Genomic DNA, 17226 nt, shown 5'->3' on the forward strand with positions numbered 1-17226 from the left:
ACTGACGGTATGGCAGTGAAAAGAACCGATTTAAAATGCTTTCTAACCCTTGCAACAAGGGGTTTTGAAATGATAATGCAGTGTCAATCCTGATACTGTCCAATAAAGAAAGGGGAAAAAGAAAATGAAAAGGATATTAAAAAAAATGGTAATAAGCTGTCTGGTGGCAGCTGTAATTGCAGCAGGAGTTTTGCCTGCGGGAGTGAGTGCGGCAAAAAAGGATAACTTCCCTTCGAAAGTAAGGATGTCTTATGTATCTGATGAAGGAGCCATCGAGATTGAACTGGCCGATGAAAAACAGTCCATAGGAAATATCAAGACTAGCAGCAAGGATTTATTTGCAATGCTGACGGGATCGGAATATAGTTATGAACGGCTTGAAGGAGGCTCTTCGATTACAAATCAGTATACCATCGGGCTCTATGGGGAGAAGGATGGAACCTATACGGTCAGCTTTGATATCCTTGATGAGAATAATAAGAAGGTATCAACAAAGAAAGTGCTGGTCTATAAATATCCAAGTCCGGTAAAGAGTGTCACAATGAACGGAAAGCTGCAAGAAGATAATTGGCTGTCTGAAAAGAGCGCTAAAGTGAAGGTATCGTTAAGTTCAGGGAATAAAATTCAGAAGCTGGAATACGGTGTTTACGAAATTATTGAGAATGAAGGTCAAACCAGAAGCGAGATCGTCTATAAGACATTTAAGAATGGAAGCTCCGTGACTTTTGGAACCCAATCCTACTATTACGCCAATGATTATACTTATGAAAATGAAGGTCAGGAATTTGGCCATAGATACTTTAATACAGGCATTAATTGCCCGACGTATATACGCGTCGTTTATTATGATAAGTATACCAAACAGAATGAGACTTATGTGATACATTACTATAGGTGGATGAGGTAACGGAAGTATGGAAAGCAGAGCAGGAATAACCTGGGATCAATGTTAGTATACAATAGGATTGAAATGGCTTTGATGCCCATAAATGAAAGGAGAATATATATGAGAAAGCTATGGAAAAAGGTGTGTACCCTAAGTTTGGCAGGCATTATGGCATTATCCGTTATGCAGGCAGTGATACCGCAGAAGTTTGCTTATGCAGAGGGAGTAAGCCGGGAGGATTCAAAAGCCCTGAAGTTGAATGAGCAGGTATCCGGTTCCTTCAGCGGCAGGGGAGAACATTGGTATAGCTTTGATACAGGAATAACAGAAAATGGTGTGGATTCATGGTTCTTAATAAACACAGTTTTCCAAAAGCATGGCGGCTATGTATATATTTATGATGAAAAAGGCATAGAGCTGGATATGCTTGATATCTATTTGACTGGTGAACAAAATAAGAATTATATCAAGCTGGATCAGGAAAAAAACTATTACCTTAAGGTGGTTTCGGGTAACGCAAAGGGGGCGGATTATTTTCTTGAGCTTGAGGAGATAGCTGACGAGGGCGGAGAGACGATGGCTGAGGCTGCAGCGATCAAGAATAACCAGGCTTACCGCAACAGCATATATCCCGGGGCGTATCCGAAGGATTACGATTGGTTTTATGTGGAAAGTGACCAGGAAAGCGTGAATCTCGTACTGAAGAACAGCGGGAATGTGGATGGAAGTGCCAGTAGTGGTTATGTATATATAAGGGCATATATCTATGATATCGATAATACCGAGCTTGCCGAGATCAGTGTTGCTAAAAACAGCAGCGAGACAAAAAGCATCAAGGTACCGGACGGACAGTTCTATATAAAGATCGACGCGACCTCGACAAAGGGCCTGAATTATGTACTGACCGTTAAGGAGGATGTCGAGGCTACTACAGTAAAGCTTAACAAATCCAATTATCAGATAAATAAGGGCAAAAGTGCTACACTAAAGGCGAGCTTTACCCCTGGTAATGCCATGGTTAAGCTAAGCTGGAAAACCTCGAATAAAAAGGTGGTCACAGTAGATAAAAACGGAAAGATTAAGGCTCTTGCCAAGGGAAAAGCAACCATCACGGTTACGGATATAATCAGTGGAAACAAGGCCACCTGCAAGATAACGGTGAAGTAAACATGGTATAAGCTTAAAATGCAAGGAGTATGTCGATGATAGGAAGGACGGACGTAAAAAACAATCGTAACACAATCACTATCATACTTTTATTCGCAATACTGGCTGCTGCAGCTTTTCTTACTGCTGCAGAGCTGGCAGTGCGAGTATCAGCTGAGGAGCTTGACTGGTATGATGAGAAGGTGATTGAAACCTTTAAGCAGGGAGGAATAAAATATTTTGTAACCAAGAAACCGAAGGGAACGGCTCCGGGCGAGGCATATGTCGGCGGCTGTGAAGATAGTGTCACGAAGCTGGTGATCAAGGGTAGGCTTAAACGTGATTCCAATAAAAAGGAATACACAGTAAAGGGAATCGTGGACGGAGCATTTCAGTACAATCAAAGAATAACCTCACTAAAAATAACCCCAGGGCTTCGTGATATCGGTGCCAATGCCTTTTCGGGCTGTGTGAATCTGAAAAAGGCAGAGCTGGATGGCGGTATTACAAAAATCGGTAAAGATGCCTTTTGGCAATGTGGTAAGCTGGAAGGCATAAGGCTGCCGTCAGGGCTTACATATCTTGGGGCAGGAGCCTTCAGCCAGTGCGTTTCAATTACTGAGATAGACCTGCCCAAGGGTGTAAAACGTATTTATCCGAATACCTTCGCCGGCTGCGATTCCGTCACAAAAGTCAAAATGCATAACGCTGTCACGCATATTGACGAAATGGCTTTTTACGATTGCAAGAAGCTGGAAAAACTTACTCTTTCAAAAAATCTTGCCTATATCGGAGACGCAGCCCTTTGCTGCTGTGAGAGACTGACTGCGGTAGAGCTGCCTTTCAAGCTTAAGACACTTGGGAAAAGTGCCTTTGCAAGCTGTACAGCATTAAAGAATATAGTTATACCAGAGAATGTTGTATCAATTGGCGAGGCTTGCTTTCGCAATTGTGCTACTTTACGGAGTATAACAATGGGAAATAAGGTGACTAAGCTTGAAAGTGAGTTTTGCTATGACTGTGAAGCATTGGAGAGTATCAAGCTTTCATCTAAGCTGGAGACAATAGAAAACAGCGCATTTTACGGGTGCAAGCAGCTAAAAACGGTTGATTTACCGGCGACGCTTAAAAGCATCGGGAGGCATGCCTTTCATCGATGCGAGATGCTGGATGGCATATCATTGCCAAAGAGTCTGGAAAAAATTGAATACGGTGCATTTTCCAATGCAGGACTTAGCAGTATCACTATTCCGGGGAAGGTAAAGGTAATCGAGGGATGTGCCTTCGATAACAACAGAAGGCTAGAAAAAGTAGTTATTCAGGAAGGAACAGAGAGGATAGAGGAATACTGCTTTGCAAACTGCATCGAGTTATCGGAGATTGAGTTTCCTTCCACCGTGAATTACATCGGATGCGGGGCTCTTGACTACACGGCATGGTATAAGGTATTCGAGGATCCGTACCTCTCGTATGAAAATTTGGAGACAAAGTTTATCGATCATGTCATGGTCAATGATATTCTTGTATTTATCTCGGGGTATAAGCTTGCATATAACGAGATTGATACAAGTGCGGGTATTATGGAAAGGAGCACTTATCTGCTGCCCAAGGAGGAGCTGGTCATTCCTGAAAATACGCGCATGATTTACAGTATCAACTGTGCGGACCGCATCACAAAAAGTGGAAGGGTAATACTGAATGAAGGTCTTGAGATTATAGGCAAGAGAGCCTTTTATGACAGCAGTGCACTGACGGAGCTTATTCTGCCGGAGAGTGTAACGGAGATTGGCAGCGAAGCCTTTTGGAATACAGGAATGAAAGAGATTTCACTTCCGGATGGTATACAGAAAATCGCATCTGATTTCTTCGTATCCCAGGATGCGGACAGTGAACTTATCGTTCGGGTCAGGAAGAACAGCAGGACTCATAAGGAGCTTTTGAAGCTGATGAAGAGTGAAGAGGTTGCATGGAAAATAAAAACCTATTAGGAAGGTAAGGGGCATTCATGAAGGATGGTAGAAGATTAATAGTAACTTTATTAATAATGGTAACAGTGCTTGCGGCATCAACGGCTTTCCCGGCGGCAGCTGCGGCGGCATCGGATACCTTTGAGCAGGAGGGAATATTATATCAGTACTGGACAACGGAGAAAACGACAGCGAGGGTAGTTGGTTGCAAGGACACCGTATCAGAGCTGTTGATTCCGGAAAAGGCAGGAGGGGCAACCGTCACAGATATATGGGAAGGCGCATTCGAAGGCAATAGGGTGATTCGTTCCGTATCAATACCTAGAACCGCAAAGGAAGTGGGAGCGAACGCATTCCGCGGCTGCACGAATCTGTCAAAAGTGACCCTCGGTGACTATAAGGCATGGTGCGGGGAAGAAAAGCCTTATCTGGAAAGTCAGGGAATGATTCTGGGGAATTGTGCCTTTGAGGGCTGTACATCACTGGAAGAAATAAGTCTTCCTGCCAATGTTTGGGGAAAAAATTCAGAGAATAAATATGCCTTTCAGGGTTCGGGACTAAAAAAGGTAATCTATAATGACACAGATTGGAATTATGTCACAATGAGAGGCTGTGATAAGCTTGAGGTGATTGTATTCAAAAATTGTGCTCTGAAGATTGGGGAAGACAAATTCAAGGATCTTCCGGCGTTAAAGGAGGTATATGCCGATAATGCTGAGAGAATGACATTCGTATGGGGAACAGCCAATGATCTGACGAAGGGAGGGGCTTTCTATAACTGTCCGAAGCTGAGGGACGTATATCTTTCCTATCAATCATATAAAGAAAATGATTATACCAGATACAGTCATTTTTATTATGAGCTTTCTTCTAAGGATCCTAAGTATAATACCTTTTGTTTTCGCTCCTCAGATAAGAATGTTGTAAAGATGGTAAATAATGCGCAGTTCCAGCTTGCAGGCAACGGAAGTGCCGATTTGACCGGACCAAATTGTCCTTTTACCCTTCATATTAACGTGGGAGAACAGAAAGCACGAAAGAACATATCGGACTGCTCTGTTGAACTCGCAAAAAACTCCTACAGTAAGACAGGTAAAAGCATGCGGGCGAGAGTGATCGTAAAGGACAAAGGAAAATTGCTTAAAAATGAAAGAGACTATACCGTTTCCTACCGAAACAATGACAAAATCGGAACAGCCGAAGCTGTTGTCCAGGGTATGGGAAGCTACCAGGGTTCTGTTTCAAAGGCTTATTCCATAATACCCTTGTACCCGGAGCTCTGCGGGGTATCGGTAGAAGCAAAAAAGCTAACGCTGAAATGGAATGAGGTAGAGGAAGCGGATGGATATGTTATTTATTATGCAAAGAAAAAATCTGGCAAGTATACCAGGCTTGCAGAACTCAGGGGAAGGACGGAATATACCACAGAGAAGATAAAAGAGGGGAATTTTGTCAAGCTTAAGTCATATACGGAGGTGAATGGCAAAAAGTACTACAGCAGCGATTCGGCGGCAGAACAGCTATAGGGGGATAATATCTGGGCAAACTCAAATGGAATGGATTACATTTCCGAAAAAGGATATTTTATAGAATAAGATTTTCGATAGTTGGATTTTCGGCAATATTGTTTGAGAGATAGCGTGTAATGTTTTTGTAGCTGTTTTTCAGTTTGGTTAGGTCAGAGAATGTACTTACATATATTTTTTTGACATCGGAATGTTTACATTCCAACTCTTGATAGGAAGCCTTTAATTTTTGTAAGTCAACTGAATGTAAGGATAATCCAAAACTTTGTAGCATATGTTTTGCCCCATCAAAAAGAATAAGTTGTGCTTCGTGTTTTCTGAAATAAGCATCAGGATTTGGAGATTTCTTATAACGCAGGTTATATGGAAGATTCTCTTGATACTGTTCTGCATATTTGATAATTTCCGCAAGTGTTTTCATTCGTTTTTCAAGCTCTACAAGGGATGCCTTTGCGGTGTTTGTAATGGCAGTAGAGGAAGCAATTTTTTCTTCCAAAGCAGTCAGATTTTCAACATTTGCATAGGCATTTGCAGCAGCTTTAAGATTTTGAATATCAGCCCAATGCTTCAGACCAGGGCTATTCTGAAACTTCTCCTGAGAAGTATCGATTAGTTTCTTGTTTGAAGTATTTTTTTGTGGGAAAGGCAACCTTTTTTTGCTCTTGGAAAGGATACGTTTCTTGATGTCTTCTTTGGTATATTCCGTTCCCAAAGAGCGTGCACTGCCACGCACAGCACGCTCTCTGCCCATAGGTCGAAAAGAAATATATTTTCGAGCATTTTCTTCAAATGTTTCGCCTGTGATTTCGTAACCTTTTGCCCGCATCAGCGCAATAAATTCTTCATAGGTGGAAGCTGCTTTTATCATGGCATTGATGTCTTTTTTGATGGCTGGAATGTCAGTGGCAGAGAATTTTTCATCCTGCCACTCTTTGTAGGATTTGCTTTTGTTTTTGTCGGGAGTAATGACGGATAAATCGTGTTCCTTACATAGATCATCACTCAGGTGACGGATATGGTAATAGCTCCGCTTACAGTCATTATATTTCTTATGCTCAATGTTGTCTGCAGCACAGAAAATAAGATGATTGTGAACGTGACCTTTATCAATATGGGTGCTGACTACATAAGAGTATTTCCCTTCCAAAAGTTTGTCAGCAAGCTCTGTTCCAATGCGATGAGCTTCCTCATAAGTTACCTCTCCAGGAAGGAAGGATTGAATGAGATGAAAGGCTTTATTTTCGTCAGACTGTCTGGTCTTTGACAGGGCGAATTTGAAGTCATATTGTGCCGTTTCGGGACTGCACCCAAAGGAAGAAATCAGGATATTTTCATCAGTTTTATCCGGATTGCAGATATAGGTTATTGCTTTATGCACGGTTGCTTTGATAGCATGGATTTTTGTGTATGCCATAGGGTATTCATCATCTCCTTTATCTCGGTAACATCTTCCTCATAGACGTTTCCGGTAGTGTTCATTTGCTTGGCTATCTGATTTAAGCTGTTGGCGATGCGGGCAAGACTGGTGTTGTATTCATGCAGATAGGTATAGTCCACATCATAGACATAGCCATATAAAATCAGATGCCTGACAAAAGCGGATTTGCTTTTCATGCCAGAAATTTTCCATTTCTTTTCTAAAATGTATTGCTCGTCATCACTTAGAAATAACTTCAATTCATTTCGGCGGCTTCGGTTTTCATTGCTCATATTTGGTCCTTTCTGCCAGTGCGGACTGGGCACTGGAACTTGCGTTTTTTCAAATAAGCCGGGATACGGCATCGGTATTTTTTCTTTTTTCAGGGGGGCAGGGGGATATTCCCCTTGCAAGCAGAAAACAGGAAGGTGCTCCAGCAGGAGGAGCGTTTCTTTTTCGGGGATATGTGGGAACATATCCAGTGCTTGCTATTCTAGTGAAATCTTCCCTGAGGGAGATTTCGAGTTTTGGCTGCATAGGCAGCTTCTTTAAAACTCTGACTGCCATATCTGGCAGTAAAAGACTTGGATAACTGTGAGTTACATGGAAAATTCTTTATAGAAACAGAAAAACTGCTGTACCCTTGGGGGCACAACAGTTATCTATATTAGTATAAACGATAAGGGGAGGGCAGTCAAATAATTTTAGAAATATTTGACGGAATTTGATTTTGCCGTTTGATTTTACAAGGTTAATTTGTGATAAAGGGGAACTGGAATGTACGAGATTGCTATTTGCGATGATATTCAGCAGATATGTGAGGAAGTCTATAAGCTGGTGTCGGAGGAGCTTTTAAAAAGAGATATTGATGTTAGGATATATACTTACACTTCAGGGCAGTCATTACTGAGTGCAGGAATTATTTTTGATATCTTATTTCTGGACATTGAGCTGGAACGGGAAAACGGATTGGAGATTGCAAGGGAATATCCATATAAAAAAGAAATGAGAATTATCTTTTTGACTTCCCACATAGAAGAAATGCCGAATGGATATAAGGTGCGGGCATTCCGCTTTCTCACAAAACCAATAGAGCCAGCACATTTTGAAGAAGCATTGTTTGCGGCAATTAGAGATATAGAGCAGGATAAACGATTTACTGTGACAGATGAAGAGGGTGAGCATATCATCCGCTCATCGGAGATATTCTATCTGGAATCACAGCAGCGATCTACTGGGGTTAGGACAAGGGAACGGTTCGCCCGACTGCCATTATCTATTGAAGAAATGAAAAAAGAATTGGATATGACACAGTTCTATTGTCCACACAAAAGCTACATCGTAAATATGGATTTTATCAGAACTATTGACAAGGGAGTGGTCATTTTGAAAAACGATGAAAAAATTAAAATCAGCAGACTGAAAATGAAGGACTTCAAGGAAAAATTTTATGATTATCTTAGGAGCAGAGCGAATGGGTTTTGATTTGTTTTTGTATCATACAATTTGTTGTATGATAGATGTGATAAAAGAATATTTGGTCCTGCGGTATGTCATTGGATTTATGCCAAAAAGAAAGCCTGTTTTTCTCTTTTTCATGTTTTTGATTATTCCGATTGGAATGGCTGTAGCGGGAAGATTTCTTCCAGCAAAATATCTTTCTGTTATGTACCTTCCTCTGATACTGATTGTTATGAGAGTGGTAGTTGGAATACGATATGTAAAAAGCTTTCTGATGTCAATCATTACCTTTGTATGTATCTGCGAACTGGATTTTTTTGTGGCGGCATTTCTCCAGTTACTTCCGGAAGGTGCAACATATATTACCCTCGATAATATGCGTGCAAGTGCTGTCAGCCTTTTGGTGATATTCCTTGTTGCTGCAGCGTGCAAGTATTATGATGTTACCTTTTATAAAAAGAATATGAAGCACAGAAAAGCATTTGTTGCATTGGAGATATTTGTCTTGTTTATCAATCTTGGTATCATGGGCACCTTCTTTGGGATGTTGAGTGAGAGCAGTGCTGGGAGCTATGGAAATCTTATGCTGATTATGGTAATCATTCTGTCCATGTTGTTAAGTGTCATTACGCTGATTTTCTATACAGCGATTATGAATGTGAAGGAGTATCGTGTCCTACATGAGATGAACCAGAAGCAGCTACAGTTGCAGAAAAAGTATTACGAGCAGCTAAGGGAGATTGACCGGGAAACAAGAAAATTTCGACATGACCTGAAAAATCATTTCTTTGTATTATCAGGTTTTTTGCAGGAGGATAAGCAGGATCAGGCAAAGCAATATCTGAAGGAAATGATAGGACAATTTTCGGAGGTACAAAAGATAATCCAGACAGGGAATGATATTATAGATGCCATTTTAAATGAGAAGTTTCAGGAATGTAAGAAAAAGAATATTTCCATGAAGGTAGAGGGAATTATTTATGCCTCGCTTTTAATCAGTGATTATGATATCTGTACGATTTTGGTCAATGCCATGGATAATGCTGTGGAAGCCTGTGAGCGGGTGTTGTCGGATAACAAATGGATTACAGTTTCCATAGGAACCTATCAAGAGTATCTTCATCTGGTTATTAGCAATTCATCAATGGAAAATGTAAATTTGAGGACAAAAAAGGCTGACAGGCGTAATCATGGATTGGGACTGGAGAACCTGCAGGAGTGCGTGGAGAAAAATCAGGGGAAGGTCAGCGTGATGACAGAAGGCGGCAGGTTTGTACTGGATATTTTGGTGAAGGTGGTTGAGGAAAGTGAAAATTGATGGTTGTAATTTTGAAAAAAAAGAATATAATAAAATATACAGATAGATATGAATTAAGCAATTTGAATTGAAAAAGTGCTTGAAATAAGTGAACTTATCTGATATGATTTAATTGTAATAAGAAATGTGAAATTGGTTATAGTATGTATAGGCTTACAGCCTTTCATTTATTGGTGTGTAATGAATAGCCACGCCATCCTTTTCTGTGAGGAATTAAAATATACACAGAATTTGACCTGATTGGGGTAGGAGAACCAATCTGCTATTCAAAAATGGGTTGCGGTTTCCGCAACTCATTTTTTTTACAGAAAGTGGAGAGATGTAATGTGTGAGGATACGAATGATCTGTCTGAGCTGCTGGAAGGATACGAAAGAGACTTATGTAATAAAATTTTCAGATATCAGCTTAACCATAAAATTGATATAAATATTGTATTTTATTTAGAGAATTTTTGCCATTTGCTAGGAATACAACATATATATGGTAAGGAAAAGAAGTATCTGGGTGTAAATGGGTACAACAAGATTAAAAATCAGGAGATAAGCAGAAAAGACCTCAAGAAGCATAATAAGCGGGAATATAATAAGCTTGCAATTAAACTGGATCATTTTCAGGAGATATCTGAAATGTTGAAAGTTGGACAATTTATTAAGTTCTATCAATACAGGACAGTTCCTTATACGACAATAGTAGCGGATTTTATTATTTATCAGGATCAGAAAGAGTACATATTACATTTGTTTCTAAAGAAGGAAAATGAATCCTCTAATCAATACAGTCCAATTTCATTTATTGTGAAAAGTTGTAAAGACAGGAACAAAGAGCAATATATCAGAGGACAGGAATACAAAAAAATTACATCATTTGAAATAATCGAAAAGTAAAATGGTATATCAGTTTTTATACTGGTGTACTTTTTTTATGTCTTTTTATCAATGGGAAATCTTCCTAAAACCAATCAACATTACATTTTGCTGTATAAAAACGACATTACGCTGTATGTTTTCGTTTTTATAGAAAATATCTGGTATGTTAACTCCAGCTTATCAACGGTAGTGTAAAGTTTGGTATGAAAAACTGATGTAAAGAAATATGATCCTTTGAACATTGAAAAAGCAAATATTTTAACTAGAAATTTATGCAGTGGCAGACTACGCCAACCTTGATTGCAACAAAAAGTAATGCTCTGAAGGTTTCACCGACGGCGAAGTAACTCAGGAACAGGAAGTTCTTACCGTCGTATTCACAGCATTGTAGCATTACTTTTTATTGCATTCAAGGTCAAGCCGGAAGTAAACTTCCGGTGGCTGGGTACCACCTCTGGCTCCTTAATCTAGGAACAGGTATTACCTGACACAGCGGAGGATTTCTGCATTTCCAAGATTTTTTGCTGCCCCAAACGGATGAGGATAATCCACTTGGCGGGCATGTTCCCTACTTTCTCGAATTCATCTATCTCATTTAAAGGTTTCCAGTAATTATGGGGATGCGGTCTTAGGAAGTTGTAATAAGCAACCCACAGGGAAACTCCGTACAAGGCACCCTCATCACTGTTATAACCATTGGTGATGCGGTAGGACATCTTGAAGGTACGATTTAAACGTTCCACAACCTGTTTGACCCAACGGAATTCGGTTGAAACAGCATCATCATTTGTAAGTCCGATTACCTGTGTTACGTCAAAGTCCCATCCTTTCTGAGCTTTTATATACTGGGCTGCCAGAGGATAGGCACTATAACCGTCAGCAATGAATTTCAGAAGCTTTGAGGGAAACACTTTGAACTTCTCGAAGGCCATGCGCATGGCAAGAATACAGGGACCGACACTCCGGTTATCGGAGACCTGATAGCCAAGGATGCTCTTTTTACATGCATCCATGATAATCCAGACATAATGCTTTTTACCGAGCTTTTTGATGTAGGTTTCATCGGCAGAGAGGATGTTGGATGGTTTATAATCGTAGGTGTCTACGAAAGGCTTAATGACACAAGCCGCGGTCATAGCATAACTGGCAACAGTAGTGTGGGAAATGTCGATACCGTGAACCTCTTTCAATGCATGAGAAGTCTGTCTGGTGGAGAGCTTTAGGTTTACATGATAGGTTAGAACCAATCCCAGTATATGAGGAGAAAACTTCTTGAAACTGAAGCCCGTGGCATTTGACGGAAGGGAGTGTAAGTCCATGCGAAAGAAATCCATCGTGAACTCACGATAGATATAGTGGAGCTTATATTTGTGTTTTTCTTCCGGTTTCAGATCTGGTGGAAGCTTACGTTTATTGGCTAGGTAATAGCTACATTTACGATTGGTACACTTGTGGATACGGAAGAACTTACGCTCCTTCTTGGGAACCAAGATGTTACCACAGTAAGGGCAGCGAAGCTCGATGGTATGCTTATAAATGTTATCGGAGTTAAAGAGTTCCTCACAGACCTTGCACATGAATTGACCTTTGGCGCCATTGTTTTTGTATAAGTAATCGTGAGGAGCACCGCAGCGGGGACAGACCAAATCCTTTGGGATATCAGATTCGGAACGGCGTTTGATTGGTTTAATCAGGTAACCATAGCGGTGTTTGATATAAGCTATGTAAAGCTGATAATCGAAGGTTGCAGGAGTGTACACAGTAGGAAGTTTATCAACCTTGAATTTTTGGTACTCAGGGGAATGGGAATCATCGAAAGCCCACTGCTTGAGAGGAATATATTTGCAGATAAAGAGAAGTAAATAGCAGATTTGTTTGTACTGCTCTTGAATAATGTTAATTAAATAGAGTATAATTGAGTCCATAACAATGACCTTTCTTCAGTATTTTGTTGTGTGGTAACTTCAATTATAACTGAAAATAGGGGGTCATTGTTTTTTTATTTTAAAAAGCTCTGTAACCCTTGAAAAATAAAGGGTTCTTATAAAAAATCAGTGTAAAATACTTTACACTAACCGAGATTTAGTGGAAGTTTTAATTGATATCCACTCTGAAATGAAGTATAATTTTTATGTAAATTATTTTGTATTAGCATACTAATATTTTACCATAAATCCCTTACTTTTCGAAGTTTGGGATTTATTTTATTTGAAAAAGGAGCTACGCACTAATTACTTAGTGCGACAGCCCCTTCTTTATGGAAAGGAGCAAAAATGTATAAGTATTTCAAAAGGATGATAACAGTTATAATGATTTTGTGTCTGATGGTGCCCATGACAGCACTTGCTGCAGGCGATGGAAATGTTGATTCCGGTGGTGGAGGTATGGGAAAAGGAACGAGTAAAAATACATGGTCTTCTAGCAATGAAGGGGTAAGGGTGACGGTTATTCGTTCTAGCGACCATGCAGTTGTTGCTACACCGATTGATCTTACCAATAAGCCACCGAAATCCTCAATTTATAATTTTGGCAAGGTATGCAAAATTCAATATAACAGTGGAAGATCACTGTCAGCAGTAAAAGGAGGATATACCTGTGTAAAGCCATCCAAGAGCATACCGAAAATCATTACGACGAATGGAAAAAGTAATATTACTGCAATCAAAAAATATTTCTGTTCGGAGTATTTGATTAAACTAATTGCTAAGCAGACAGGTATGGACTATGACATATTGACAAATGGAGAATATAAACTATTTTTAGAACCGTTAGCTTACTATAAATTTGAAGGAGTTATGATTGCCACAACAGCAACGGAGGCAGCTATGTATGATAAAAAGGGAGATGGACTACTTCGAAGAAGAATGGTGTCACTTACACATAAAAACCTTCCACTTTCCATGTTTTTAGAGGAGGCTGACATGGGATATCCGGCATGGAGTGGAAGCAGGACTACGCCAGCCACCGATGCAGATATTATATCTTCACTTGGACTTGGTATTGTTCGCTTTCAAGAGGAACCTCCTGAACCACCTGTTGTTAGTACACATGATTATACCTACAGAGTAAATACAGAAGTTATTACAGCAGTAACCGTAAGTGGAGGACAATCCGATCCTGATCACCCAACTATTGTCACCTTTCAGATAGCAGAAGCGACTTATCAGGTTAGTAATGTATTTTATCCGAAAGGAGATTCCCAACTTGCATGGGTAAAATGGAGAACTCCTTCAAAGAAACAGAATATGGATATTCAGGTTACGGTAAATGGTAGCGGAAGTGCATCAAAAGCAGTCATACATGTGAAAATTGTGGATTTGGACAAAAACCCTCCGCCTAATCCGGAAGCTGATGACCAAAATGATTCCTTTTCCTATGCAGCTATCCCATCAAGAGCTGAAAAAACAAGCGCTGACTGGAGTATCTGGAGACCAAGGTGGAAAGAAAACTGGGTAGATGAAGGGCATTGGGAAAGCTATAGCTGGACGGATAGCAAAGGGAAACCACATTCTAGCAGTACATGGGTAGCAAATTGGGTTGACCGTGGCTGGTGGGAATTTGATCTTAATCAGTATTACGCCACATTTACAGCCGATATGAAGATACGATGCGACAGCAAGAACCCTACCGCAAATGGAAGAACCATGAAAAGTGGATATGGAATCAATGAATCAGTGACGGCATCTGTCAGCAGTAATCAAAGTACAGCTATCACTTATCCGCAGAATGCAGTATCCTACTTCCCGGAATTTGAATACAAGACCTATTGGAGATTGCTAGAATTAGTTCAGGGCGGAGCCAGAGCAAAATTTGAATTTCAGAAAAACCAATATAGTACTTATCAGAATCGTACGCATTTCACACCAATCTGGATGCCGGATGGTTGTTATATCGTTAATACGTGGGTAATAGATGCATGGACACCGGATGGGATGCTGTCGCAGAATCTCACTGAAGAACTTATTATTAAGGGCAGCTTATGGGATGATTGGCATATAGCACCACAGGCTGAGTGAAAAAACCGGAAATTCTAGCAGAAACACCCCCAAACTACCCTTTTGCGGAGTGGCTTTTTCGATTTGGATATGATAAACTTTTCATAAACTGTAAAGGTATGCCATAAAAACGTATGAACAATCTTGCATTACCTGTAAAGAAACCACATAGATGACAGAAGAAGCAGTGGTCACCATTTTAGAATGAGGATAAAGATGAAAGAGAAAAATGAAAAGCATATAGAATCCGGATTGCAGACGGAAGAGGAGTTCTACATACGCCCAAGAATAGCAAATAAAAAGATGAGGTCAGCCCAGTCGTTGTTCCAGACAGTATATCTGTATGGGATATCCGGCTGTGGAAAAACAGCCTTTATTCGTGACTTTTTGGGGAAAAGACACTATCACTATTATTCAGCGGAGCAGTTAAATGAAGCGGAACTCGATTTTGCACTTAGTGAAAAACAGTTAATCGTGGTGATTGATGATCTACAACAGCTGAGGACGGACGAGCTGCGAGAAACATTAATAAAAAAGATTGAAGTGCTTGCAAGGCGACAGGATGTCTGGCTTATCCTGTCAGGAAGAAGCAGGATGCCCTCCTGGCTACTTTCGGTTTATTATCGGAGAGTATTTACGGTCATAGAGGAAGAAGATTTCGTGCTTTCTGAAACAGAGATGACAAATTATCTGAATTTATGGGGCGTGACTCTCGCAGAAGAGGATTTTAGTAAAGTAGCAGGGCTTACCAAGGGGATAGGAATTGTATTAAGACTTCTTGCTCTGGAGCTTTCCGCAGGCAGACCATTTGATACAAATCACATCGAACGAATGCGAAATGATTTCTGGGACTACCTTGAAAGTCATGTCTATGATCAGTGGGAGATGGAAATTCAGGAATTTCTTATCCAGGTTTCTATCGTAGAGGAATTTGATCAGCATCTGGCAGAAATGATTACGGGTAGAAGCGATGTAGAGAGAATGATTAGCATAGCCGAACAGCTAGGCAATTTTATGATGTTTAAAGAAGCTATAGGTGGTAAACGAATCTATGAAATTAGGCTTGCTGTGCGACATTCTATGAGGCGGAGACTTCTTAGAACCTACCAGAAGGAGAGAAGGGAACGCCTTTATTACAATGCAGGTCTTTACTACGAACTAGAAGGTGACACCCCGAATGCTCTGAAGATGTATGAGGCATGTCAGGACACGGAGAGAATTGCAGGACTCTTAATATCCAATGCAAGAAAGAATCCGGCAAGCGGTCATTATTATGAACTGCGTCAATATTACCTCTCTCTGCCGGAAGAAAAAATTAGGGAAAGCATAGAACTGATGGCAGGTATGAGTATGCTTCAATCTATGCTCTTGAATATAGAAGAAAGTGAACGCTGGTATGAAGAATTGAAACGGATGGAGGGAACCTTAAGTGGAAGTACCAAAAAGGCAGCAAAAGGTCAGCTTGTCTATCTGGACATTGGATTACCACAGCGGGGTAGCAGTGCGCTGATTGATATTTTGAAAAATGCATGTACCCTTTTGATGAATCGTAACATCAGTCTGCCGGAATTCTCCGTTACTAGCAGTCTACCTTCCATGTTGAATGGGGGAAAGGATTTCTGTGAATGGAGCAGGCGGGATAGGGAGCTTGCAAATAGTATTGGAAAAATATTAGAACTTACCCTTGGAAAATACGGAAAGGGTTTGCTAAACCTGGCTGTTGCGGAAAGCTCTCTGGAAAAGGGGGAAGACAGTTATGAAATTGTCAACCTGACCAACAAAGGCATGATGCAGGCACAAGCTGGAGGAAAGATCGAGCAGTGCTTTGTGGCGGCAGGCATATTTGCCTGGCTTCATATTCTGAATGACCATGCAGAGGATGCCAGGGAGATATTGCAAAATTTCCACCAGAAGGCAGAAAAGGAAGGCTCTGCAAAGCTGATATCCAATCTGGAAGCATTACAGATACGGATTAGTCTCTATCAGGGAAAGACAGCAGAGGCACTGGAGTGGATGGGGCTGGCACCGAAGGAAGAACTTGAATTTGCTACGATGGAGCGCTTTCGGTATTTGACCAAGGTGCGCGTATATCTATTAATGGGAAGGTATGAGAAGGCGGTCAATCTGCTACAGCGTATTTTATATTATGCGGATGTCATGCATCGTACCTACATCACTATGGAAGCGAGACTGCTTCTTGCCATTACCCAGTACCGAATGGGGGATGGTAAATGGGAGGAGAACTTACAGAAGGCACTGACCCAGGCAGAGAGCTATCATTTCGTCCGGCTGATATCCAGAGAAGGAGCAGCTGTGAATAGGATGCTAAAAGAAACCACCTGGAAATGCAAGAATCCAAGTTATCTTAAGGCGGTACTGACAGAGACAGAGAAGATAGCACTTGCCTATCCCGGATATCTAAAGCAGGTCACAGAAGAGGCTAGCTTTAGTGAAAATGCCTTAAAGATCCTAAAGCTACAGGCAGAAGGACTTTCTACCACAGAGATTGCAGGAGAGCTGGGACTAAAAGTTGAAAACGTGAAATATCATAATAAACAGAACTTCAAAAAGCTGGGAGTAAATAGTAAAACAGCCGCTGTTACAGAGGCAAGAAAGAGAAAGCTAATCTGATAAGACAGGATA

The 17226-nt window shown here is 40.6% G+C and carries 12 protein-coding genes; 9 read left to right on the top strand and 3 right to left on the bottom strand.

All coding sequences use genetic code 11. From position 1 onward, the window contains the following. Window positions 1-124: 124 nt before the first annotated feature. From H0486_RS02780 to H0486_RS02795, 4 genes are all read left to right on the top strand, one after another. On the top strand, window positions 125-907 hold the full coding sequence (locus H0486_RS02780; protein ID WP_228351553.1) for a hypothetical protein: 783 nt from the start codon (window positions 125-127) through the stop codon (window positions 905-907). A 99-nt stretch (window positions 908-1006) separates the two neighbouring features. Next, window positions 1007-2053, top strand: coding sequence for an Ig-like domain-containing protein (locus tag H0486_RS02785; RefSeq protein WP_228351554.1), 1047 nt, complete (start codon window positions 1007-1009; stop codon window positions 2051-2053). A 35-nt stretch (window positions 2054-2088) separates the two neighbouring features. Further along, window positions 2089-4020, top strand: a complete 1932-nt coding sequence (locus tag H0486_RS02790; RefSeq protein ID WP_228351555.1) for a leucine-rich repeat domain-containing protein — start codon at window positions 2089-2091, stop codon at window positions 4018-4020. 17 nt (window positions 4021-4037) lie between these two features. Continuing rightward, on the top strand, window positions 4038-5525 hold the full coding sequence (locus H0486_RS02795; protein WP_228351556.1) for a leucine-rich repeat domain-containing protein: 1488 nt from the start codon (window positions 4038-4040) through the stop codon (window positions 5523-5525). A 58-nt stretch (window positions 5526-5583) separates the two neighbouring features. On the opposite strand, the gene H0486_RS02800 is transcribed toward H0486_RS02795, so the two are convergent. After that, window positions 5584-6939: a relaxase/mobilization nuclease domain-containing protein gene (locus tag H0486_RS02800; protein ID WP_228351557.1), complete on the bottom strand. Its 1356-nt coding sequence runs from the start codon at window positions 6937-6939 to the stop codon at window positions 5584-5586. After that, the gene (locus H0486_RS02805) at window positions 6888-7235 is read right to left on the bottom strand and encodes a plasmid mobilization protein (protein ID WP_228354345.1); all 348 of its coding nucleotides are present in this window, start codon (window positions 7233-7235) and stop codon (window positions 6888-6890) included. Before H0486_RS02805 ends, H0486_RS02800 begins: the two co-directional genes overlap by 52 nt. A gap of 484 nt (window positions 7236-7719) precedes the next feature. On the opposite strand from H0486_RS02805, the gene H0486_RS02810 reads away from it, so the two are divergent. The 3 genes from H0486_RS02810 to H0486_RS02820 all read left to right on the top strand — a co-directional run bounded on the left by H0486_RS02810 (window position 7720) and on the right by H0486_RS02820 (window position 10606). After that, window positions 7720-8427: a LytR/AlgR family response regulator transcription factor gene (locus H0486_RS02810; RefSeq protein ID WP_228351558.1), complete on the top strand. Its 708-nt coding sequence runs from the start codon at window positions 7720-7722 to the stop codon at window positions 8425-8427. Beyond that, the gene (locus H0486_RS02815; RefSeq protein ID WP_228351559.1) at window positions 8393-9721 is read left to right on the top strand and encodes a sensor histidine kinase; all 1329 of its coding nucleotides are present in this window, start codon (window positions 8393-8395) and stop codon (window positions 9719-9721) included. The genes H0486_RS02810 and H0486_RS02815 overlap by 35 nt, the downstream gene beginning before the upstream one ends. A gap of 324 nt (window positions 9722-10045) precedes the next feature. Further along, a complete protein-coding gene (locus tag H0486_RS02820; RefSeq protein ID WP_228351560.1) occupies window positions 10046-10606 on the top strand; it encodes a PBECR4 domain-containing protein in 561 nt (186 codons plus the stop codon). 449 nt (window positions 10607-11055) lie between these two features. Here the strand turns inward: H0486_RS02820 and H0486_RS02825 are convergent, their stop codons facing one another. Continuing rightward, complete coding sequence (locus H0486_RS02825) at window positions 11056-12513, bottom strand: IS66 family transposase (protein ID WP_228351561.1); 1458 nt, start codon at window positions 12511-12513, stop codon at window positions 11056-11058. Between the two features lie 348 nt (window positions 12514-12861). Here H0486_RS02825 and H0486_RS02830 point away from each other — a divergent pair, with 348 nt between their 5' ends. Continuing rightward, window positions 12862-14604 (top strand): hypothetical protein, encoded by a 1743-nt coding sequence (locus tag H0486_RS02830; RefSeq protein ID WP_228351562.1) that lies wholly within the window; start codon window positions 12862-12864, stop codon window positions 14602-14604. Window positions 14605-14799: 195 nt separating this feature from the next. Further along, entirely contained in the window at window positions 14800-17214 is a 2415-nt protein-coding gene (locus tag H0486_RS02835; RefSeq protein ID WP_228351563.1) for a LuxR C-terminal-related transcriptional regulator, read from the top strand. The last annotated feature ends 12 nt before the right edge of the window (window positions 17215-17226 follow it).

It is taken from the genome of Variimorphobacter saccharofermentans, assembly GCF_014174405.1.
GTDB classification, from domain to species: Bacteria; Bacillota; Clostridia; order Lachnospirales; family Lachnospiraceae; genus Mobilitalea; species Mobilitalea saccharofermentans.